Annotated in this window: 24 protein-coding genes and 1 pseudogene; 18 read left to right on the forward strand and 7 right to left on the reverse strand. The window is 39.6% G+C overall.

The genetic code is table 11. From position 1 onward, the window contains the following. Nucleotides 1-554 precede the first annotated feature (554 nt). Nucleotides 555-1,859, reverse strand: coding sequence for a Y-family DNA polymerase (locus tag WFH04_RS10040; RefSeq protein ID WP_336823909.1), 1,305 nt, complete (start codon nucleotides 1,857-1,859; stop codon nucleotides 555-557). 16 nt (nucleotides 1,860-1,875) lie between these two features. Then, entirely contained in the window at nucleotides 1,876-2,214 is a 339-nt protein-coding gene (locus tag WFH04_RS10045; RefSeq protein ID WP_336823910.1) for a YolD-like family protein, read from the reverse strand. Between the two features lie 448 nt (nucleotides 2,215-2,662). Between WFH04_RS10045 and WFH04_RS10050 the strand changes: the two genes are divergently transcribed. Both WFH04_RS10050 and WFH04_RS10055 read left to right on the forward strand, forming a co-directional pair. Then, on the forward strand, nucleotides 2,663-2,845 hold the full coding sequence (locus tag WFH04_RS10050; protein ID WP_336823911.1) for a helix-turn-helix domain-containing protein: 183 nt from the start codon (nucleotides 2,663-2,665) through the stop codon (nucleotides 2,843-2,845). 54 nt (nucleotides 2,846-2,899) lie between these two features. Further along, nucleotides 2,900-3,232 (forward strand): cupin domain-containing protein, encoded by a 333-nt coding sequence (locus tag WFH04_RS10055; RefSeq protein ID WP_336823912.1) that lies wholly within the window; start codon nucleotides 2,900-2,902, stop codon nucleotides 3,230-3,232. Between the two features lie 15 nt (nucleotides 3,233-3,247). On the opposite strand, the gene WFH04_RS10060 is transcribed toward WFH04_RS10055, so the two are convergent. Further along, nucleotides 3,248-3,475: a hypothetical protein gene (locus WFH04_RS10060; protein ID WP_336823913.1), complete on the reverse strand. Its 228-nt coding sequence runs from the start codon at nucleotides 3,473-3,475 to the stop codon at nucleotides 3,248-3,250. Between the two features lie 403 nt (nucleotides 3,476-3,878). Here WFH04_RS10060 and WFH04_RS10065 point away from each other — a divergent pair, with 403 nt between their 5' ends. From WFH04_RS10065 to WFH04_RS10075, 3 genes and pseudogenes are all read left to right on the forward strand, one after another. After that, nucleotides 3,879-4,328 carry a hypothetical protein gene (locus tag WFH04_RS10065; RefSeq protein ID WP_336823914.1) on the forward strand — a complete coding sequence of 150 codons (450 nt, stop codon included), beginning with the start codon at nucleotides 3,879-3,881 and terminating at the stop codon, nucleotides 4,326-4,328. A 93-nt stretch (nucleotides 4,329-4,421) separates the two neighbouring features. Further along, the gene (locus WFH04_RS10070; RefSeq protein ID WP_336823915.1) at nucleotides 4,422-4,775 is read left to right on the forward strand and encodes a hypothetical protein; all 354 of its coding nucleotides are present in this window, start codon (nucleotides 4,422-4,424) and stop codon (nucleotides 4,773-4,775) included. 338 nt (nucleotides 4,776-5,113) lie between these two features. After that, nucleotides 5,114-5,993 (forward strand): annotated as a pseudogene (locus WFH04_RS10075) (DinB/UmuC family translesion DNA polymerase); the annotation flags it as partial. A gap of 22 nt (nucleotides 5,994-6,015) precedes the next feature. On the opposite strand, the gene WFH04_RS10080 reads toward WFH04_RS10075, so the two are convergent. Further along, a complete protein-coding gene (locus tag WFH04_RS10080) occupies nucleotides 6,016-6,192 on the reverse strand; it encodes a hypothetical protein (RefSeq protein WP_336823916.1) in 177 nt (58 codons plus the stop codon). 59 nt (nucleotides 6,193-6,251) lie between these two features. On the opposite strand from WFH04_RS10080, the gene WFH04_RS10085 reads away from it, so the two are divergent. The 6 genes from WFH04_RS10085 (at nucleotide 6,252) to WFH04_RS10110 (ending at nucleotide 12,131) form a co-directional block, all read left to right on the forward strand. Then, nucleotides 6,252-6,587 (forward strand): YolD-like family protein, encoded by a 336-nt coding sequence (locus WFH04_RS10085; protein ID WP_336823917.1) that lies wholly within the window; start codon nucleotides 6,252-6,254, stop codon nucleotides 6,585-6,587. A gap of 80 nt (nucleotides 6,588-6,667) precedes the next feature. After that, nucleotides 6,668-8,422 carry an ABC transporter ATP-binding protein gene (locus WFH04_RS10090; protein ID WP_336823918.1) on the forward strand — a complete coding sequence of 585 codons (1,755 nt, stop codon included), beginning with the start codon at nucleotides 6,668-6,670 and terminating at the stop codon, nucleotides 8,420-8,422. A gap of 5 nt (nucleotides 8,423-8,427) precedes the next feature. Continuing rightward, entirely contained in the window at nucleotides 8,428-10,209 is a 1,782-nt protein-coding gene (locus WFH04_RS10095; protein WP_336823970.1) for an ABC transporter ATP-binding protein, read from the forward strand. Between the two features lie 304 nt (nucleotides 10,210-10,513). Then, the gene (locus WFH04_RS10100) at nucleotides 10,514-11,224 is read left to right on the forward strand and encodes a cytochrome c biogenesis CcdA family protein (protein WP_336823919.1); all 711 of its coding nucleotides are present in this window, start codon (nucleotides 10,514-10,516) and stop codon (nucleotides 11,222-11,224) included. Nucleotides 11,225-11,293: 69 nt separating this feature from the next. Further along, nucleotides 11,294-11,623, forward strand: coding sequence for a thioredoxin family protein (locus WFH04_RS10105; RefSeq protein WP_336823920.1), 330 nt, complete (start codon nucleotides 11,294-11,296; stop codon nucleotides 11,621-11,623). Next, nucleotides 11,616-12,131: a CcdC family protein gene (locus tag WFH04_RS10110; protein ID WP_336823921.1), complete on the forward strand. Its 516-nt coding sequence runs from the start codon at nucleotides 11,616-11,618 to the stop codon at nucleotides 12,129-12,131. The genes WFH04_RS10105 and WFH04_RS10110 overlap by 8 nt, the downstream gene beginning before the upstream one ends. A 43-nt stretch (nucleotides 12,132-12,174) precedes the next feature. Here the strand turns inward: WFH04_RS10110 and WFH04_RS10115 are convergent, their stop codons facing one another. Then, nucleotides 12,175-12,603, reverse strand: coding sequence for a DUF2621 family protein (locus WFH04_RS10115; RefSeq protein ID WP_336823971.1), 429 nt, complete (start codon nucleotides 12,601-12,603; stop codon nucleotides 12,175-12,177). A gap of 113 nt (nucleotides 12,604-12,716) precedes the next feature. Here WFH04_RS10115 and WFH04_RS10120 point away from each other — a divergent pair, with 113 nt between their 5' ends. From WFH04_RS10120 to WFH04_RS10140, 5 genes are all read left to right on the forward strand, one after another. Further along, nucleotides 12,717-12,935, forward strand: a complete 219-nt coding sequence (locus tag WFH04_RS10120; RefSeq protein WP_336823922.1) for a DUF1659 domain-containing protein — start codon at nucleotides 12,717-12,719, stop codon at nucleotides 12,933-12,935. Nucleotides 12,936-12,948: 13 nt separating this feature from the next. Then, nucleotides 12,949-13,167: a DUF2922 domain-containing protein gene (locus WFH04_RS10125; protein WP_336823923.1), complete on the forward strand. Its 219-nt coding sequence runs from the start codon at nucleotides 12,949-12,951 to the stop codon at nucleotides 13,165-13,167. 79 nt (nucleotides 13,168-13,246) lie between these two features. Further along, nucleotides 13,247-13,375, forward strand: a complete 129-nt coding sequence (locus WFH04_RS10130; protein ID WP_336823924.1) for a YvrJ family protein — start codon at nucleotides 13,247-13,249, stop codon at nucleotides 13,373-13,375. Nucleotides 13,376-13,496: 121 nt separating this feature from the next. Further along, nucleotides 13,497-14,084, forward strand: a complete 588-nt coding sequence (locus tag WFH04_RS10135; RefSeq protein ID WP_336823925.1) for an SCO family protein — start codon at nucleotides 13,497-13,499, stop codon at nucleotides 14,082-14,084. A gap of 180 nt (nucleotides 14,085-14,264) precedes the next feature. After that, on the forward strand, nucleotides 14,265-14,942 hold the full coding sequence (locus WFH04_RS10140; protein WP_336823926.1) for a lytic transglycosylase domain-containing protein: 678 nt from the start codon (nucleotides 14,265-14,267) through the stop codon (nucleotides 14,940-14,942). A 141-nt stretch (nucleotides 14,943-15,083) separates the two neighbouring features. Here the strand turns inward: WFH04_RS10140 and WFH04_RS10145 are convergent, their stop codons facing one another. Both WFH04_RS10145 and WFH04_RS10150 read right to left on the reverse strand, forming a co-directional pair. Continuing rightward, entirely contained in the window at nucleotides 15,084-15,338 is a 255-nt protein-coding gene (locus WFH04_RS10145; protein ID WP_336823927.1) for a GlsB/YeaQ/YmgE family stress response membrane protein, read from the reverse strand. Between the two features lie 113 nt (nucleotides 15,339-15,451). Beyond that, nucleotides 15,452-15,997 (reverse strand): cysteine hydrolase family protein, encoded by a 546-nt coding sequence (locus WFH04_RS10150; protein WP_336823928.1) that lies wholly within the window; start codon nucleotides 15,995-15,997, stop codon nucleotides 15,452-15,454. A gap of 232 nt (nucleotides 15,998-16,229) precedes the next feature. Between WFH04_RS10150 and WFH04_RS10155 the strand changes: the two genes are divergently transcribed. Beyond that, nucleotides 16,230-17,402, forward strand: coding sequence for an alanine racemase (locus WFH04_RS10155; RefSeq protein WP_336823929.1), 1,173 nt, complete (start codon nucleotides 16,230-16,232; stop codon nucleotides 17,400-17,402). Next, nucleotides 17,399-18,709 carry a D-arabinono-1,4-lactone oxidase gene (locus WFH04_RS10160; RefSeq protein ID WP_381479853.1) on the forward strand — a complete coding sequence of 437 codons (1,311 nt, stop codon included), beginning with the start codon at nucleotides 17,399-17,401 and terminating at the stop codon, nucleotides 18,707-18,709. Before WFH04_RS10155 ends, WFH04_RS10160 begins: the two co-directional genes overlap by 4 nt. Nucleotides 18,710-18,838: the final 129 nt, after the last annotated feature.

Consider the following 18,838-nt stretch of genomic DNA (forward strand, 5'->3'; position numbering starts at 1 on the left):
TTGGGTAAAGGATCTTCTTGTTCTTTTTTCGGTCATTGTAGTCTCCTCATTTCTATTAGTTGTATTCTACAAGACCTTAATTTTTCTGTCCATCTAAGTGTAGCCTATCCATTTTCATCCTCTGTGGTGCAGCGTTTTTTGCTGCATGGATGGCTAACGGGTGCTTAGTTGAAAATCGTTAAGCTGCTAATATGGCACTATTTTTTCATCTACAAAAGGGGCAGTGGAGTTGTATTGTAGGCACTTATCTATTGAGGTGAGTGCTTTTCGTTTGCCTTAAAATAATAAGGCTGTGATGATGTGAAGTACAGAAATGGGATGAACTTCAGAATAGTGGAACCAACATTCAAACGTTGGATGGAAGGAGTATAACAAAGTGATTTAGGAAGCAATAGCTTTATAGATGCCGCAGGAACATGGGGATAATAAACAATAATTATTTAGGCAAGCTTCAAACAATACCCATTTGAGTTGAAGTGCATTGTTTAACGCTTGCCTATGTAAATGGCTGTTTACTGTATCATGAAAAATTTATCAATAGCGAATACAACGTATTATGAATGCTCATTAGCTTGATGTCCTCCCACTAATCTTGATCTTTCCACAGTAGTACCGGCAGAGGTGAGAGAGCATGCGCGTACAAGAGAAGCAGAACCATGCTTTTCTCGAATTGCATCCATGACAAAACCTAGTTTTTTCTTACGGAAGCCATTAGGATCAAATAGTGACATTTGAAATGTGTCTGTATCTTTAGAAAGATTTGTTAGACGAACGCTTATATACCTGATTGGGTAGTTTTCAATAAAACGTTGATAAATTGTTAAAGCTATATTATACATCTTCAAGGTTTCATTGAACGGCTCCTGAACAGTCATTGAGCGATTGAACCCATCAACGGCTACATCACGGCTATAGTTTACAGTGATAGATACCGTTTTGCCTACAAACTTGTGTAATCGAACTTGTCGCATGGTTTCTTCGCAAAGTTCTAAAAGAATTGTCTTAGCTTCCACAATGGTATAGTCCCTTAAAAGCGTTTGACCGCGACCATATCCCTTTGTTTTGGAGAGTTTGCCCATATTAGAGCCAACAGAGTTGTAAGGAATGAATAATCCATTAAAGACGCTAGTATCTATACCCCAAGAATGTAAAAACCACTCACGACCTAGGATGCCAAAACGTTTCTCCAATTTTCCGACAGGGTAATGAGCTATTTCATATAAGCTTTTAATTCCCAGTCTGGCCAGGTTTTCTTTTGTTCGATTCCCAATGCCCCACACATCAGCCAGATTCTCGATCGTCCATAGTTTATTCGGTACATCGGAATATCGAATTTCCGCTATACCAGAGGGTTCTTTCTTCGCATATATATCTAAGGCCACTTTAGCTAAAAAAGGATTGTCGCCCAGGCCCCAGGCCGAGGGAAGACCGAAGCTATTGAAAATGGCTTGTTTTATGTCAGTTATAGCTTCGTAAGGGGTGTATAAAGAGGAGCAACTAGTGAGGTCGATAAATTGTTCGTCAATTGAATAAACAAATATATCATCAATTGGCACATACTGATTAAGCAGTCGTGTAATATTCACCGACACATCGATATATAATTGCATATTTGGGGAAACTACATATTTACGAAATTCTTCAGGGATATCATACAGACGACTCCCTGTTTTGATACCCATTTCCTTAAACTTCTTGGTGGCAGCAAGGATGACAGAACCGTTACGTTGTGTATTACCGGCAACGGCTAAATAATCGGTTAAGGGATTTAAATTTCTTCTGACACACTCAATTGAAGCATAAAAACTCTTCATATCAACGATAGCAATGTCTCGAGCGGGAAATTGTGAGTAGTCCATATTAATTTCCTCCCAACTATTCCTTAGTGATTTTTATGATTTTGTGGAAAGCTATAAAGTGGTTTATGTTGTGAAAATCCCTTATACGATATTGTTTACCAATCATATCGATAAAACTGATATATCCTTTAAGTTTTATGAGCTCGCCATCTTCAAAAAATATAAAGTGAAGTGGAGTATTATATTCCATTGCATCTCGTACAAGGACATCAAGTTCAGATAATTGTTGTTCATCTAAAATGGGCTTTTGAACTTTATATACCTCTTGGTAAAAATCCTTTAACTTTTTTATATGCTCAGGCAATAGCATTGCACTTTGCCATTTTATAATCCCTCTATCACGAATAGGATGCATAAAAACCACCTTTCTTGTTCCTTTATGATATGCGAACTTCTGTTCTGTAGTCAAGGAGTATTAAATATGTAAAGTATGGAAATCACCATCCTATTTTTTTTTGCAATGGCTTGGGAATTTTGGGGAGGAATCCGAAAAGAAATTTAGACCATGGCTGATCCAACACCACTTATAAAGCAGGAATCACCAGAGGGTTTTGAAAAAGTATTTATGAAAAAGAATTTAATAATCATAAGCCGTTAAATCAGAGGCATTTGTTAGGAATTTCGAATTCGTAACAGGTAGCCCTACAGTAAAAATCGTTTCGAAAGGCATATTTTAATAGATACAACTATCGGTTTTGCATATTATAATATATAATTTGGTTTGTTCATTATTATTTTATCCACTATAATACGTAAAACACTGATAATTATTTTACCTATGCCAATGCAAAGGGTGGTTTTAAATGAATTTAGAAACTGATGATCCAAAACAAATTGTTTTACAAGTTGGGGCTGTACTAAAAAAACTACGTAAAGAAAAGCGTTTAAGTCTCGAAGATTTATCGGAATTATCGGGTGTAAGTAAGCTAACGTTAGGAAATATAGAACGCGGAGAAACAAATCCAACAGTAGCGATGTTATGGTAAATCTCAAAAAGCTTATCCATACCACTCATGGCATTATTCTCAACTGAAAGTAATGTGAATCTGTCGCGGGCCGGTGAAGGGTTAAGAATTGTTGGAGACGAAAATAACTGGGCAATTGAGCCGATTTTTCAAAATACAAATAATGATACGGAAATGTACCGTGCTTATTTACAGCCTAATAGCACCTACCATCCGGAAAAGCATCATCATAATACAACTGAAATTGCAACTGTCATGTCTGGCACAATTACCATTAATGTTAATGGTGAGGCATATATTTTGAGTCAATATGATACAATCAGCTTCTCTACCGACGGTACGCATTCATATGCCAATCATACCAACGATGTTGTTGTTCTTCATATCATATTGAAATACGAAATCTAATGTTTTTCCCATAGCTTATCCTGATACAAAGAATGCCCCAATTGAGGATAGACAAACCCCATAAAGCATACCGAATCCAAAGCTGTGAACCAAATCCAATGTTTTTTCCAAGTTGCCGGTTAGGGCATACTTTTTGATGATAAATTTTTCTAAGGTGTCGGCTTCATATGATTCAACTAAATCAACATATTGCTGCAGTCGGTCAATTTCTTCTCTAGCTCTATCAACTGTCATATATCTCATATTTAACACCCCCTCGTTATTATATTGAGCCCTTGTAACTACCTATTTAATTATACTGAATCAACAAAAAACTACAAATACTTCTTGAGTCTATTCCTATATAACAAAACTTTAGCTACAAATATTGGAGGAGCGGTTTTTCTATAAAAAAAGAACGAAGAGTGAATGTGTTTTTTGGGTTTATCTTTCATGATAATAATTATTGAAAAGTTACTTTTATTTAAGGAATTATCCCAACTTAGAATGCTAATGCATCAAGTTTTCAAGATATTGTTTAGTTAAAACACTTGGTAACTGGACTATTTACCTAATGAATTTTCCCAATATGCCTTTTCGTGGAATATATTTACAATTCAAATTCCATGTCGTATGGTGTATATATTACAGAAAAGAAGTGATTAGAATGAGAAAAACATTTGTAACAATTCTTAGTCTATTAATACTGCTAGTTATGTCGCCTTCCGTTTTGGCAAACGAAATTCAATCTCAAACCGTGAATACCAATGAGAATTTGAATGTTTTAATACCAGACGAAGATTTTGAAGCAATGAATGCTAAGTTAATCGAAACTATACAGCTAGAATGGGGTGGAATCAAAGGAAAAGCAGCTTTTGTTAAGACCACAAATACAGGTATAAGCATATATTCAAACAGAGGTGGACTTAACAATGCTTTAAAGGACATAAACAGCATTAGCGGAGGAACAACTATTAGAACAACGAATAGTAAGGGAGAAGTAATATATTTAAAAACAACTCCCGCTGGTACCTTTAATATACATCGTAGTACTGACGATCTTTTAAGACCATGGACTTTAGAGTTTGGAAAAGACAAAATAAGGTACTATGATTAATAATAAAGTTGGGAGTTGAATTTCATAGATAAGAGGGTTTTACATGCATGGGATCTATGCCCAGGTACTATTGATGGTATGGATTTCTATGATATGAATTTACAAAAAGGATTGACATTAAGATTTTCTAATTTATCAGGAAAAATATATGAAGTTATTTATGATCAATATATAAATGGTTCATATATATGGTCTATGCGTTTGGTCGCAGAACGAGATAGACAAGACTTACTAGATCTTGTAAGGGAGGCACAAAATAAACACCAGACAGACAATTATACTAGTTTTTACAAAATGGAGAGTTCTGATTTCCTTGAATGGTATGATGGCATAGCGATGCTGGGAAGCGAACATGTCCCCAATGTTGAACATCACGTCTATATAACATCTGAATATGTGATTGAAGTATTAAGTGAGTATGAACCGAAAGTGAATATCATTGGGTAATCGGATTGAACGCTGCGGAACCCTTTATCTTTAATGGTTATCGCCTGCTGGCAAAAGGCTATGGAATGAAAAAATTCCATAGCCTTTTATAATTTGCAATTTTATTCTCGGTTATCGACAGTTACGCTATCTTAACGCTCTTCCGTTATAAATGTCGGTAGAATTGTCCGTGTGTTCGATGTCCCTAAGATCGGCTATAGGTTATATATTTTCCATGAGTTCTAAAATACTTTTTCTTTCAGTAGTGTTCTCTGGAGCACAACAACTGCCCAATCGAGTTCAAAAATCCGAAAAACGCTCTTTAGAATACAAATAATATACAACTACTTGACAACAGAATTGATGAAAGCTTTGTCGATCTGGGCGGTACTGAGCAATTATGGGGACCTGCCGAGGAAACGGCAAGAAGAATGCAGGAAGAGCTTTTTAAACAGTTTCAGTTGAGATCGGCATGCGGCATGGGGCCGAATATGCTAATGGCGAAGTTGGCGCTTGATCTTGAAGCGAAAAAAAGCGGCTTTGCTCGGTGGATATATGAAGATGTGCCGAAAAAATTGTGGCCAGTTGCCCCGTTAAGCCGTATGTGGGGAATCGGCAGCAAAGTGGAACGGAGGCTTAATAATATGGGCATTTTTTCAGTCGGTGACTTAGCTCATGCGTCACTTGAGCAGTTAGAGAAAAAATTTGGCATTATGGGCAATCAATTATATTACCATGCGCATGGCATTGATTTGTCTGATGTCGGCATCCCTCCGATTGTCGAAGGGCAAGTAAGCTATGGTAAAGGACAAATTCTTTATAGAGATTACACCAAACCGGAAGATGTTTTCGCTGTCCTGCTTGAAATGTGTGAAGACGTTGCCATGAGAGCAAGAGAGGCAGGCAAAGCAGGAAGGACGGTCCATTTGTCCATCGGCTATTCGAAGCATTCGTTGGGAGGAGGCTTTGGACGTTCACGCTCCCTGCATGCAGCAACAAATGACACGATGGTTATTTTTCGATTATGCAAGGAGCTGTTCAATGAATTCCATGACGGACGTCCGGTGCGGCGTATTGCGATTAGCTTACAATTTGGAAAATGAATATGCTATGCAGCTCAGCCTATTTGAAGAAGACAAATGGAGAAGGCGCCAATTGGGAGAGGCGATGGATGGCTTACGCAGAAAATACGGCACTGCCGTCCATCGTTCTAAATTGATTGGCGGGCATTATAAATAATTTGTTCTCATGAATGAAGAGCTTATTTCCGTTCGCACAATTCGCTTTTTAATTCGGCGATTTCAGCCTCCACCTCTTCTACCTTTTTCATAAGCATTGAAGAATCAATCGTGCTCCGGACGATGAAGCGGAGGATGAAAGCGCCGATGATAAGCCCGAATAGGATGGTTAGGATGAAGACGGTTGTGTCGATCGGCATATAAACACCTCGTTTTCTATATCATTCTACAAATTAAAATTAGAAAGGAAGTCGATCGTATGATTCGCGATCGCGGGCGGATAAAATGGACGGCGATGATGCTGCCAGAACATGTGCAGCAACTGCGGCAGCTGCAGCAGGAGCAGGAAAATGAAGTGAATAAGGCAGAGCCGGATGAGCAGCAGTTAGAAGAATGGAATTATGAAATAGCTACAGCGATAGAGCGGCATTTGTCGGTGATTGTACATTACTGGATAGGAAACGATACGGTGGAGGCAAAGGGATTTATTCGAAAAATCGATCAAGTGGAGAATATTCTTTTTATCAGTGAAACGGAAGGTGAAGTTCATCGCATCCCATTTACTGAATTGAAAAGTATTTCAGTTTCCGAATGATTTAAGAATCGTACCTTTTCTATTGTTCAGACTTTTGGTAGACTATTCAAGGACAGAGAAAAAGATAGGGGGGAAGTTATGTGAAAGTTTTACTACAGCTCGGCTGGTTTTTCAAACAAAGGAAGAAACAATATGGACTAGGCATTGCAGCGCTTGTATTCGTTTCCTTATTGCAATTGCTTCCTCCGAAAATTATTGGGCTAATTGTCGACCATATTACTGATGGAACGCTTACAGCCGCGACACTTACGAAATGGTTAGCCATTTTGATAGCCGCGGGTATTTTGATGTATGTGTCCCGTTACTATTGGCGTGTCATGATTTTTGGGTCGGCAGTCCTCTTATCAAGGACGATGCGTGAAAAGCTATTCAATCATTTCACGAGGATGTCACCGTCATTTTATCAAAAAAGACGTGTCGGCGATTTGATGGCACATGCTACAAATGACATCAACGCTGTGCAACAAACGGCAGGAATGGGGATTTTGACACTTGTTGACTCCATTTCAACTGGCGGCTTTGTCATTTTGACGATGGCGCTCACAATTAATTGGAAGCTAACGCTCATTGCACTCATTCCATTCCCGTTTATGATTTTCTTGACAAGTTATTATGGAAGATTGCTACGCCGACGTTTCCGCTTTGCACAAGAGGCATTCTCTAATTTGAACGACAAGACACAAGAAAGTATTTCAGGCATTAAAGTGATTAAAACATTTGGACAGCAAAAAGAAGATATTGACGATTTTACGGATCTTTCAACGGATGTCGTAGCAAAAAATATGCGGGTCGCAAAAGTGGATGCTTTATTTGATCCGACAATATCCGGAATTTTCGCAATTTCCTATATTTTATCATTCTATTTTGGAACAAAGTTTATTATCGCTGAACAGATGACGATTGGGGATATGGTAGCATTTAGTACATATTTAGGATTGCTCACTTGGCCAATGTTAGCTTTCGGATTCCTGTTCAATATCGTAGAGCGCGGAAATGCTTCTTATAGCCGTATTACGGAATTGTTATCGATCGATCCGGAAATACAAGACGTTCCGGGAGCAATTGCCGGGCGCCCGGAAGGCGATTTATATTTTGATGTTGAGGAGTTCTATTTCCCTGATGACGAAACGCCAGCATTGCGCAATGTACATTTCGAGCTGAAAAGAGGCGAAACCCTCGGCATTGTAGGGAAGACCGGTTCAGGAAAGACAGCGATATTAAAGCTGCTATTACGTGAGTTCGAAGGATATAAAGGCAGCATTGTATATGGAGGATATCCAATTAACCAATACAAGCAGCAAAGCTTGCGCCAATCAATCGGTTATGTACCGCAAGATCATTTCCTTTTCTCGACGACAATTGCAGAAAACATTGCGTTTACCAATCCAAAACTCGATCGTGAAGAGATTTATGAGGCAGCAAGACTAGCCCATATCCATGACGATATTGTCGGCTTCGCGGAAGGGTATGAAACGATTGTCGGAGAACGAGGCGTTTCTTTATCAGGCGGCCAAAAACAACGCGTTTCCATAGCGCGAGCGTTAATTATGGAGCCTGAATTGCTCATCTTGGACGACTCCCTATCGGCAGTGGATGCCAAGACGGAAGAAGCGATCCTCGAATCATTAAAGCAAACTCGCACAGGAGAAACGACAATTATAACATCGCATCGTTTAAGTGCAATCCAGCATGCGCATAAAATTATCGTCATGCATGAGGGTACGATTGTAGAAGCGGGTACACATGAAGAATTGATCGCCTTAAATGGACGATATAAAGAAATGTATGACTTGCAGCAATTGGAAGTACTTGTCGAGCAAGGGGGTGAAGAATGATGCAAATGGAGAAACAGCCTAAATTGACGGCAAAAGATCAATGGGTCGTATTCAAACGACTGATGCGCTATGCAATTCCCCATAAGAAAAGCATTGCCATCGCATTGTTCTTCCTTGCACTGACAATTACGGGAAGCATCGTAGGGCCGCTTATTATCCAATCGTTCATCGATGATTATTTGACACCTTTACATTTCCCGAAAAATGAAGTGCTGACATTGGCGCTTATTTATATCGGTTTACAAGTGTTCATTGTTGTTATTTCTTATTTCCAGCAATTGCGCTTCCAAGATATTGCTCTTAGAATTATTCAGCAAATGCGTATTGATGTATTTACGAAAGTACAAGGGTTGGGCATGCGCTATTTTGACCGGACACCGGCTGGAAGTATCGTATCAAGGGTTACAAATGACACAGAGTCGATAAAAGAGATGTTTGTCAGTGTAATGGTCACTTTTTTACAAGCGATCTTCGTCATTATTGGAGTGTTCTTTGCTCTCTTCTCGCTTGATGTGAAACTGACATTCGTTTCCATGTTATTGTTGCCGTTATTCTTAATCATTATTATTGTTTATCGGCACTATAGTGCGGATTTCTATCAAGATCTTCGGGAGCGACTCAGCCAGTTGAATGCCAAAATTGCGGAATCATTGTCCGGAATGGGAATGATTCAAGCTTTCAGGCAGGAAGAGCGGTTGGCGAAGGAATTCGATGATATTAATGAAGGGCATTACCGGACAGGTATGCGGAATATTAAATTCGACAGTATTCTCTTGTCGCCATTTATAGATTTGCTCTATGCAATTGCCATTGTGTTTGTCTTAGGATATTTTGGTTTCCTTTCAATAGATCATGCAGTTGAAGTCGGCGTAATTTACGCTTTCACGACATTGATCGGCCGCTTATTTCATCCAGTCCAGGAAGTGATGCAGCGAATGTCCATTTTCCAGCAAGCTTTAGTATCCGCTTCACGCGTATTCAAGCTAATGGATGATCCGGACATGGAGCCGCAGCAAAATGAAGAAGGACAGAAGGAAATCGGAGAAGGAACAATCGAGTTCCGCAATGTAACTTTTTCATATGATGGCAAAAATGATGTTCTGAAAAATATTTCATTTACAGCGAATGCCGGCGAGACAGTCGCATTAGTCGGCCATACAGGTAGCGGAAAAAGCTCCATTATTAATTTGCTCATGCGTTTCTATGAATATAGCAAAGGAGAAATTTTAATTGATGGCATATCGTTGAAAGACTTACCGAAGTCGGAAATCCGAAAAAAGGTCGGTTTAGTTTTACAAGATCCATTCCTTTTCTACGGAGATATCGAAAGCAATATCCGATTGCATAATAAGTCTATGAGCGGGGAAGACGTTCGTGCTGCTGCAGAATTTGTCCAAGCAAATGAATTCATTGAAAAACTGCCGGAAAAATACGGACAGAAAGTGACGGAACGTGGTGCCACTTTCTCAAGCGGACAGCGCCAGCTCGTCGCTTTTGCCCGTACGATTGCAACAAATCCGAAAATTTTAGTGTTGGATGAAGCGACTGCGAACATTGATACAGAAACAGAAGTCGCAATCCAAAACAGTTTGGAGAAGATGCGGAAAGGGCGTACAACGATCGCAATCGCCCATCGACTAAGTACTATTCAGGATGCGGAGTTAATATTAGTTCTCCATCAAGGAGAGATTGTCGAGCGTGGGACGCATCAGCAACTTTTATCTCAAAAAGGTCTCTACTATATGATGTACCAACTTCAGAACGGCCTCATTGAGGATGCCATGTAACTTGAAAAAACCGACTGCTCATGCATGAACTGCACCCCAATTGTTAGACACCATCTAACAATTGGAGGTGCTGTTTTTTGACTAAACTCACTGTAGAAGAAAAACTCTTAGCTGTTAATCGATTTTCAACTGTTGAGAAACGACAGAGAACTATAAAACCGCCCATAATAGAAGGTTGGATAGAAGCGAAAACAGCTTACAAATGTAACAATTGAAACGTTCATAAACTGTTCACAGTCAAAATGAGCGTAATTTACTCAAGGATTTGTTACGATGGGAGAAGAAAATTGAAGGGGAGAGAATGATGACGACTGATGTGAACGTATTTCTTGCCTTTGGAGCAGGCTTTTTAAGCTTTATATCGCCGTGCGTCTTGCCATTGTATCCAGCTTTCATATCCTATATTACGGGCATGTCCATTGAGGACTTGAATTCAGATTCGAAACGGATGAACCGCAACGGTATATTGCATACAATCTTCTTTTTATTAGGATTTTCGGTCGTATTCGTATTTTTAGGTTTCAGTACGTCTTTTATTGGGAACTTTTTTGTCCAGTATAAAGACTTGCTAAGACAGGTTGGTGCAATTTTCATCGTATTATTCGGATTAATGGTTATCGGCTTATTCACACCGAAGTTTTTAATGAAAGAACACCGTTTGCAATTTAAAAACCGCCCTGCCGGCTATTTGGGAACTGCATTGATCGGTCTTGCATTTTCTGCAGGCTGGCAACCATGCATGGGGCCAATTATAGGAGCGATTATCGGATTGTCTGCAGCAAATCCGGGGTCTGCCATGCTATATATGATGATGTATGTATTAGGGTTTGCGATTCCATTCTTTGTTTTATCATTCTTCATTACGCGCCTTGGATGGATTCGCAGAAATAGTAACCTCATCATGAAAATAGGTGGTTATGTTATGATTGCATTCGGCTTATTGCTATTTTTTGATGGCATTGTGTTCTTGACAAGCTTGCTAAGCCCGATCTTTGGAGATTTCCAAGGTTTTTAATTGTCCTTTGGATAATGTGTTAGCCATAATGAATAGAGAGATGTGCGCGTGGAAGTGGAGGAACCGCCGATGAATGAGATCGGATCATTTAACGAATGGAATGAAAAGTTGGAACAGGAGCCGCAACTGTTGTTGTTCGTCAAAACAGATCATTGTTCTGTATGCGAAGGGCTTTATCCGCAAGTGAATGCGTTGACCGATGATTATCCTTTCCCTTTTTATAAGGTGAATGTTGCCGAAGTCCCTGAAATGGCAGGGCAGTTATCTTTATTTACAGCACCTGTCGTCCTATTATTTCATCAAGGCAGAGAAATGGCCCGCTTCGCCCGATTTGTTCAGATGGATCAGCTACGGCAACGGTTGGACGAATTGGCGGAATGGGGGAGGACCAATGATTAAATTGCAGGAATTAGTCGATTTTGTCTTTACAAAAATACCGTCCGTCTATTTAATTGTCGGTTCAACCGTTTTGTTTTTATTCATGGGGACGATGGCTTTCATTGTAAGATCTAAAGCTGCCAATAAACCAATTTCTCCCAAAAGAATTATTTTGCCGCCTCTGTTCATGTCAACAGGGGCGCTCATGTTTCTATTCGAGGAATTCCGTGTTGCGCTCCCTCAAATTTTTGAAGCAATCGGAGCGGGGTTGCTCTTTTCGATCATTTTAATAAAGACGACAAATTTTGAGCAAAAAGATAATCATCTCTATGTGAAAAAGTCAAAAGCATTCTTATTTATCCTGTTGGGTTTATTAGTCGTACGTCTTGTTGCAAAGCTCATTTTAAGCAGTTCCGTTGATGTAGGAGAATTGGCGGGGATGTTTTGGATATTAGCATTCGCCATGATATTGCCATGGCGGATTGGAATGTTAGTGAAGTATTATAAAATAAAAAGGAACTTCAATTAAAAAGACCTCCCCTACCGCATGTCCGCGGTAGGGGAGGTCTTTATCAATTAAATAAGTGCTCATAAGGGGTCATATCTACGTCCATAGAGCTCAGCTTTTTCCTTAGGAATTTGTGATCGCGCTTCGGTGTCGCTAATATATATCCGCGAATAATATGGTCAAAGCCGATCGTTTTCGCCCGATCTTCCAAGGCGATCTGCCCGATTTTGGATGCAATCTTCTGTTTAGCTACATCGCGAAACAGCTCAGGAACAGGGGACACGAGTTCATTTAACATAAGCTTCGCTTCTTCGTTCCAAAGATGAAGGGACTCGTTGACGTAATGTTCTTCCCAATCAAGTGTAGATTTGCCATCATCTTTCGGGAACACCTTCAAAAATTTGCGGAACATAAAAAATCCGCCAATGCCGAAGAAAACGATTAGGACAATACACCAGAAAACGATGAACCATATAAACCAATCTTGCAATATCTTCACCTCTTCCATACTACTACTCATTATAAGAGCAAACTAAAAAAAATACACGGACAATGTATCCTTTTTTCATTTGTTCTCTATATAACAAGTGAAAGGGGGGAAAGCAAATGGCGACGATCGAATTTAGGCAGGCGGTCGGTAAAGTGTATTTTGATGGTGGTATGACAGAAGAGGGGAAAATAATTCGGAAATCGAAATCTTATCGCAATATCGCGGAAGATGCAACTGCGGACGATTTATACAACGCTCTTTCACAGTTAGCGAATCTTTCTGAAATGTCTTTCATTGGCGCGGAAAAAGTAGAAACAGCAGAAATTATGAATTAAGGAGGTATGACAAATGGCGAAAACTTTACAATTACATTTTAACACTGCTGCCGGAAAGCAGACGACATTGTCTGTTGATAATCCAAGAGGAGATTTGACATCTGAAGAAGTCGAAGATGCGATGCAGCTCATTATTGATGCCAATGTATTTGAAGTGGATGGTTCCCCACTCGCTACGTTGAAAAGTGCTCGACTTATTGAGCGAAATGTAACCGAGCTTATAAGAGCATAAACAAACTACCGGTTCTACAGTTTTACACTGGGAACCGGTTTTCTGCTTACGCTGCATAATTAGGAAGGAGGCGTTCTAAATGGAACAATGGTTAGAACTGATTCAGCAAATCGGCTTTCCGATTTTCGTCTCATTTTATCTATTGCACCGAATTGAGTCTAAATTAGAAGCGATCCATAGCGCCCTCGTTTCTTTAAAAAAGGAATGAATGTGAAGTGAAGTTCAATCTTTCGACAAATTTTGGACAAGTTTGGGAGTAACCCCCGGTTGTTTGATAAACTCCCATCCACTATGATAAAGTAAGTATTGAAAAGTGGAGGAGTTTGCATATGCGAAAAATAACTTTTTTGGGCTTTTTAATGGCATGCATGCTCGTATTGGGAGCATGTTCATTTGGAGGATTCAAAGCAGACCACAAGTATAAGATCGAGCCCTTTGAATTTACCGATCAACAAAATGAAAAAGTGTCTCTTGACGATTTGAAAGGAACTGTTTGGCTTGCACAATTTATTTATACTAATTGTCCTGACGTTTGTTTGCCGATGATGGCTAACATGACTGACTTTCAAAGTATGTTAAAAGAGGAAGGCGTCGAAGACTATAAAATTGTTTCCTTCAGTGTAGATCCAGATTACGATACACCAGAAGTGCTGCAAGAGTATTTGGATACTTTTGATCCAGTCGATCAAAGCAAATGGGTAATGTTGACCGGATATAGCCCCAAAACAATTGAGGATTTGGCTATGGGTTCTTTTAAGACCGCTGTCCTAAGATCTCCAGAGGGGGGCGATATCACACACGGCATTACTTATAGCCTAGTCAATAAAGAAGGTGTCTCGGTCAAAACTTACAACGGTGTAGAAAACGTTCCATATGAGGAAATGATAAAAGATGTGAAAGCACTTATTAAAGAATAATCTTTGATATTCAATCTAAAGACAAAGCGTCAGCTGCCGAAATCTTAGAAGGCGGGATGGCCATTGGAATTTATAGTTCAGCAGATACCATATATTCCATTGAACTATAATAAATCCTTTCGGGATACTGCTCAAAAATCTGTTTTGGGATACGATTGATAGAAGGAAAAGGGTGGTGCAGTGAGTAAAAAGAAAAAGAAAGGGTTATCTGTTAAGACAAAGCTCTTGATGATTGTCTTATTGATACCGATCGCTGTCATTACCTTTACATTGACCGCAATAATTTGGACGGGCATACAGCATCCAGAACTTATAAAAAAGTCTGCAAGCACATTATTGGATATACAGGAACGACATACTGCAATGGAAATTCCAGAAGAATATATTCCCATTTATAAATCCGCAGCCGAAAAATATGGAATACCTTGGACGCTTTTAGCAGCCCACCATCGGATTGAAACACGATTCTCTACGATGGATCCGCTATTATCGCCAGCTGGTGCGGAAGGTCATATGCAATTTATGCCTTGTACTTTTGTTGGTTGGGGATATCCTGGTTGTGATGGATTAGGAAAAGGGAATATCCCAGAAGAAGACAAAACCAATCCGGAAATCATAAAGAAATATGGCGGATACGGAGTCGATGCAAATGGGGATGGTATTGCCGATCCATATGATATCGAAGACGCCATTTTCAGTGCTGCCAATTATCTTTCCAAAAGTGGGGCAGCTGAAGGGGAAATTGAAAAAGCAATTTTCCATTATAATCGAAGTGAAAAGTACGTAGAAGATGTCCTCTGGTTTTTCAATGAATTTGAAAACCATCGGATTGCGCTAGAAACTGGACAAGAACAGTAAAAACGTTGGAATCCCTTGAAGGGGGCTCCAACGTTTTTACATTGAATTACACCGATATGGAATTGCATATCGATTTTTTTGCGAATTCATACGATGTTTGTGAAAATGACACGATGACTTTCGCTAAAATATAGCGTTAAATCAAGTCGCTTTACGCATGGATTTCATAATGAGGCTCACAATGAAGACAAGGATAATCGCTCCTAAAAGTGCCGGCAAAATATAGAAGTCGGACACTCTTGGTCCCCAGTTACCGAGAAGCATTCCACCAACCCATGCACCGATGATACCGGCGATAATGTTGCCGATGATGCCCCCTGGAATGTCTTTACCTAATATAAGGCCAGCGAGCCAACCGATTACGCCTCCAATGATCAAAAACCAAATAAAACTCATTTTGTTCATCTCCTTTTCAGTATTTCATAATTGCCTCTGTAGTATTTGTAATATCCGTTATTTCGATACATCAAACATAATAAGCAAAAGAAAGACTGAAAAAAGATGGGAAATTAGTGTAAAACAGTTGCGCCTAAAGTGTTTTTGAAATGGCGTAGAGCCCATTCATGCCCAGCAGGATCAAAGCTTGCGACTCCTTTTTCGTGGACAACAATATCGAAGCCACGATTGTATGCATCAACAGCGGTATGCAATATGCAAATATCCGTACATACACCGACTAAATGCAATTCGGCTATGTCGCGCGCTCTTAATTGCATTTCCAAGTCGGTACCTGCAAACGCACTGTAGCGTGTTTTGTCCATCCAAAGAATTTTTTCTTTATATTCTTCATATAAGCTCTTAAGTTTACCGTACAGTTCTCTTCCTGACGTCCCCCGTATATTATGCGGTGGAAACAGTTTTGACTCTGGATGAAAAGGATCATTTAACTCATGTACGTCAACAGGCATAATTACGAGCTCTTCTTTTTCCAAGAATGATTTCGTCAGATTTGTAATATACTGCTCAAGAGCAATCCCTGCATGACCACAAGTTAAAGCACCATCTTCAGCGACAAAATCATACGTATAATCAATGACCAATAATGCCTTTTTCAATATATACACTCCCTTTTAGTTGCTCATTTATTATCATGCCATACTCACAATGATTTTGCAGTATATATGTGTGTAAAGACACAATATCTTTAAAAATTCAAGCACTAGAAGTTCCTTCATCTTAATAGATATAAAAGTACAATAGATTATTTAAAAGAACCGAAGTATTGATTCATCATTAGATTCAGAATATACTTAATAGAATATTGATTTAAGTAAAGGAGGTAATCATTTGGATGAAGCATTGACCGCATTTGCACATTTGGCTCGGCCATTTGCTTGCATTGATCTCGAAGCTCTGGACTGGAATATTAAAATGGTGAATGTCCAGTCGAAAGGAAAAGATATTCGAATTGCTACAAAATCCATCCGGTCGGTAGAGTTGCTTCAATACATTGCAGAAAGATTGGACAATCATTCAGGATGGATGACATTTGATTGCCAAGAGACTCTTTTTTTGCTTGAAAGAGGATTCACTCACATTTTGCTTGGCTATCCGCAAATGGAAAGGGAGTCAATTGAGCTAATGATTCCTTATATTGCCCAAGGTGCGGACATAACATTCATGATCGACCGTGAGGAGCATTGGCGCTTACTGCATGAAATCGGTTTACAACATAATATTGTTTTGAAAGTATGTATCGATGTGAATGTCTCTACTGATTTCAAATGGATCTATTTCGGTACGCAGCGCTCTTCTCTGAAGCAGGTAGAAGATGTCAAAAGTCTTCTAATGAAAATGAAAGAGTTCCCCAATACGGAAGTCATTGGAATCATGGGCTATGAAGCACAAATCGCCGGTGTTGTGGATAGGCCGGTCATACGATGGCAGCAGCCGTTAATTCAATTTCTAAAAAAACGATCGATGACATTGATTGGACAGCTTCGGAGAGATACAGTAAATCAAATAAAAAAAGCGTGTCCATCTATTCAATTTGTTAACGGTGGCGGTTCAGGCAGCATAGATTTTACTGTTCAGGCAAAAGAAGTGACAGAGCTGACGATCGGATCCGCTTTTTATTTTCCTGCGCTTTTCTCAAGGTATAAACAATTGCCTTTTAAACCTGCTGCGTCTTATGCGCTTCGGGTCACTCGAATTCCAGAAGATGGAATCGCTGTTTGTCATGGCGGAGGTTATACGGCTTCAGGAGCAATCGGCATAGATAAAGCACCTGTACCTTTTTGGCCAAACAACCTGTATTTATTAAAAAATGAAGGGCCGGGAGAAGTCCAAACGCCATTATTGGACAAGGATCGTATTCTATCGGTTGGAGATACAGTGTTTTTCCGCCATGCAAAGGCTGGGGAGCTTTGTGAACGATTTCTAAAAATACACGGAAGGCGTGGAGAAAAATATGTGAAAGCCTTTAAAACGTACAGGGGAGAAGGAGGATGTTTCATTTGACCGTTAAGAAGGGTAGTAGATGGACGAATTGGTCTCGCAATGTTACAGCATCGCTCGATTATTTTCATTATCCGGAGTCGATTGAGGACATACAGCAATTGGTCGATAGCTGCAGAGTTCGGGGGAAGACCCTTCGAGCAATCGGTGCAGGGCATTCTTTTAGCAAAGTTGCGTGTCCTGATGATGAAGCGGTATCACTGGACAAATTAAGAGGATTGGTTTCCTTCGATAGGGAAGCGATGGAAGCTACTTTTTGGGCAGGTACATATTTATACGAAGCAGCGCCAATTCTATCAGAGATCGGCATGGGATTTGAAAACATGGGAGATATTCAACAGCAAACTTTGGCAGGCGCTGTCAGCACCGGTACGCATGGAACAGGGATTAAATTCGGTTCTTTGTCTAGCCAAGTTGTTGCATGGACGTATATCGACGGCAACGGTATTTTGCGTCACCATAGAAGAGCAGACGATGATTTGTCCAAAGCGTTAAGTGTCTCTTTAGGCCTTTTCGGGGTTCTTGTCAAACTCACCTTCCGCACGGTTCCACTCTATAGCCTGCACGTGTCAAGCAGAAAGGTTAACATTAATATGGCTATAGCAGAATGGGATGAGTCATTATATAAGAATAGACATATGGAATGGTTTTACTTTCCTGGAAATGAAAATGTCCAAGTGAAAGAGATGAACGATGTCCCATTGGTAAAACAAAGCAAAGAGTCGAAGGCGATTGATTTTATTTCAAATGGAGTTGTCGAAACAGCCGGTTTTAAATTAATGTCAGAGCTATGCCGATTAAAACCGGCCTATTCTCGCAAAATGACCCAAATTGCAGCATCAGCCATTCCGAATAGCGATAAAAAAGGACTTTATTTCGAGATTTTCCCTTCACCTAGACGAGTCAAATTTACAGAGACTGAATATGCCATTCCTCTAAAAAGGTTTCAAGAGTGCATAGTAGAAATGCATGAATTATTGAAAGCACATCCTTTTTATGTTCACTTTCCGATTGAATGCCGAACGACAGCTGGCGAAGATGCATTACTGAGCCCTACACAAGGGGAAGAAAGTGCATTTATCGCTTTTCATATGTACAAAGGAATGGACAATGGACCGTATTTCAAATGGGTAAATCGCATTATGAAATCTTACGGGGGAAGACCACATTTTGGCAAAATGAATAATTTGACATATACAGAAATGGTCAAGCTTTATCCGAAAATTGATCTTTTCAAAAAGTTACGTAAGGAATTTGATCCGTATGGCGTCTTCATGACCTCTTATTTTAGAGAGATTTTAGGAGAGTAAGAAGCTGAAACGCAACAGATAATGAGTCATTCGATTTTCTTATGATAGACTATAAATTATAAGTATTTTACTTATGAACATTGCTGTAATATGATGGAGTAGAGAAAAGATGCTTATTTACGGCCTTTT

The sequence above is a fragment of the Sporosarcina sp. USHLN248 genome, assembly GCF_037144575.1.
Classification (GTDB): Bacteria; Bacillota; Bacilli; order Bacillales_A; family Planococcaceae; genus Sporosarcina; species Sporosarcina contaminans.

Excerpts from the sequence above, each read along its gene's own strand:
- WFH04_RS10095 (WP_336823970.1), top strand. The coding sequence starts at position 8,428 with ATGGAGAAACAGCCTAAATTGACGGCAAAAGATCAATGGGTCGTATTC.
- WFH04_RS10085 (WP_336823917.1), top strand. The coding sequence starts at position 6,252 with ATGATTCGCGATCGCGGGCGGATAAAATGGACGGCGATGATGCTGCCA.
- WFH04_RS10080 (WP_336823916.1), bottom strand. The coding sequence starts at position 6,192 with ATGCCGATCGACACAACCGTCTTCATCCTAACCATCCTATTCGGGCTT.
- WFH04_RS10145 (WP_336823927.1), bottom strand. The coding sequence starts at position 15,338 with ATGAGTTTTATTTGGTTTTTGATCATTGGAGGCGTAATCGGTTGGCTC.
- WFH04_RS10130 (WP_336823924.1), top strand. The coding sequence starts at position 13,247 with ATGGAACAATGGTTAGAACTGATTCAGCAAATCGGCTTTCCGATTTTC.
- WFH04_RS10040 (WP_336823909.1), bottom strand. The coding sequence starts at position 1,859 with ATGGACTACTCACAATTTCCCGCTCGAGACATTGCTATCGTTGATATG.
- WFH04_RS10100 (WP_336823919.1), top strand. The coding sequence starts at position 10,514 with ATGACGACTGATGTGAACGTATTTCTTGCCTTTGGAGCAGGCTTTTTA.
- WFH04_RS10125 (WP_336823923.1), top strand. The coding sequence starts at position 12,949 with ATGGCGAAAACTTTACAATTACATTTTAACACTGCTGCCGGAAAGCAG.
- WFH04_RS10135 (WP_336823925.1), top strand. The coding sequence starts at position 13,497 with ATGCGAAAAATAACTTTTTTGGGCTTTTTAATGGCATGCATGCTCGTA.
- WFH04_RS10060 (WP_336823913.1), bottom strand. The coding sequence starts at position 3,475 with ATGAGATATATGACAGTTGATAGAGCTAGAGAAGAAATTGACCGACTG.
- WFH04_RS10105 (WP_336823920.1), top strand. The coding sequence starts at position 11,294 with ATGAATGAGATCGGATCATTTAACGAATGGAATGAAAAGTTGGAACAG.
- WFH04_RS10045 (WP_336823910.1), bottom strand. The coding sequence starts at position 2,214 with ATGCATCCTATTCGTGATAGAGGGATTATAAAATGGCAAAGTGCAATG.
- WFH04_RS10110 (WP_336823921.1), top strand. The coding sequence starts at position 11,616 with ATGATTAAATTGCAGGAATTAGTCGATTTTGTCTTTACAAAAATACCG.
- WFH04_RS10070 (WP_336823915.1), top strand. The coding sequence starts at position 4,422 with ATGAATTTACAAAAAGGATTGACATTAAGATTTTCTAATTTATCAGGA.
- WFH04_RS10050 (WP_336823911.1), top strand. The coding sequence starts at position 2,663 with ATGAATTTAGAAACTGATGATCCAAAACAAATTGTTTTACAAGTTGGG.
- WFH04_RS10120 (WP_336823922.1), top strand. The coding sequence starts at position 12,717 with ATGGCGACGATCGAATTTAGGCAGGCGGTCGGTAAAGTGTATTTTGAT.
- WFH04_RS10065 (WP_336823914.1), top strand. The coding sequence starts at position 3,879 with ATGAGAAAAACATTTGTAACAATTCTTAGTCTATTAATACTGCTAGTT.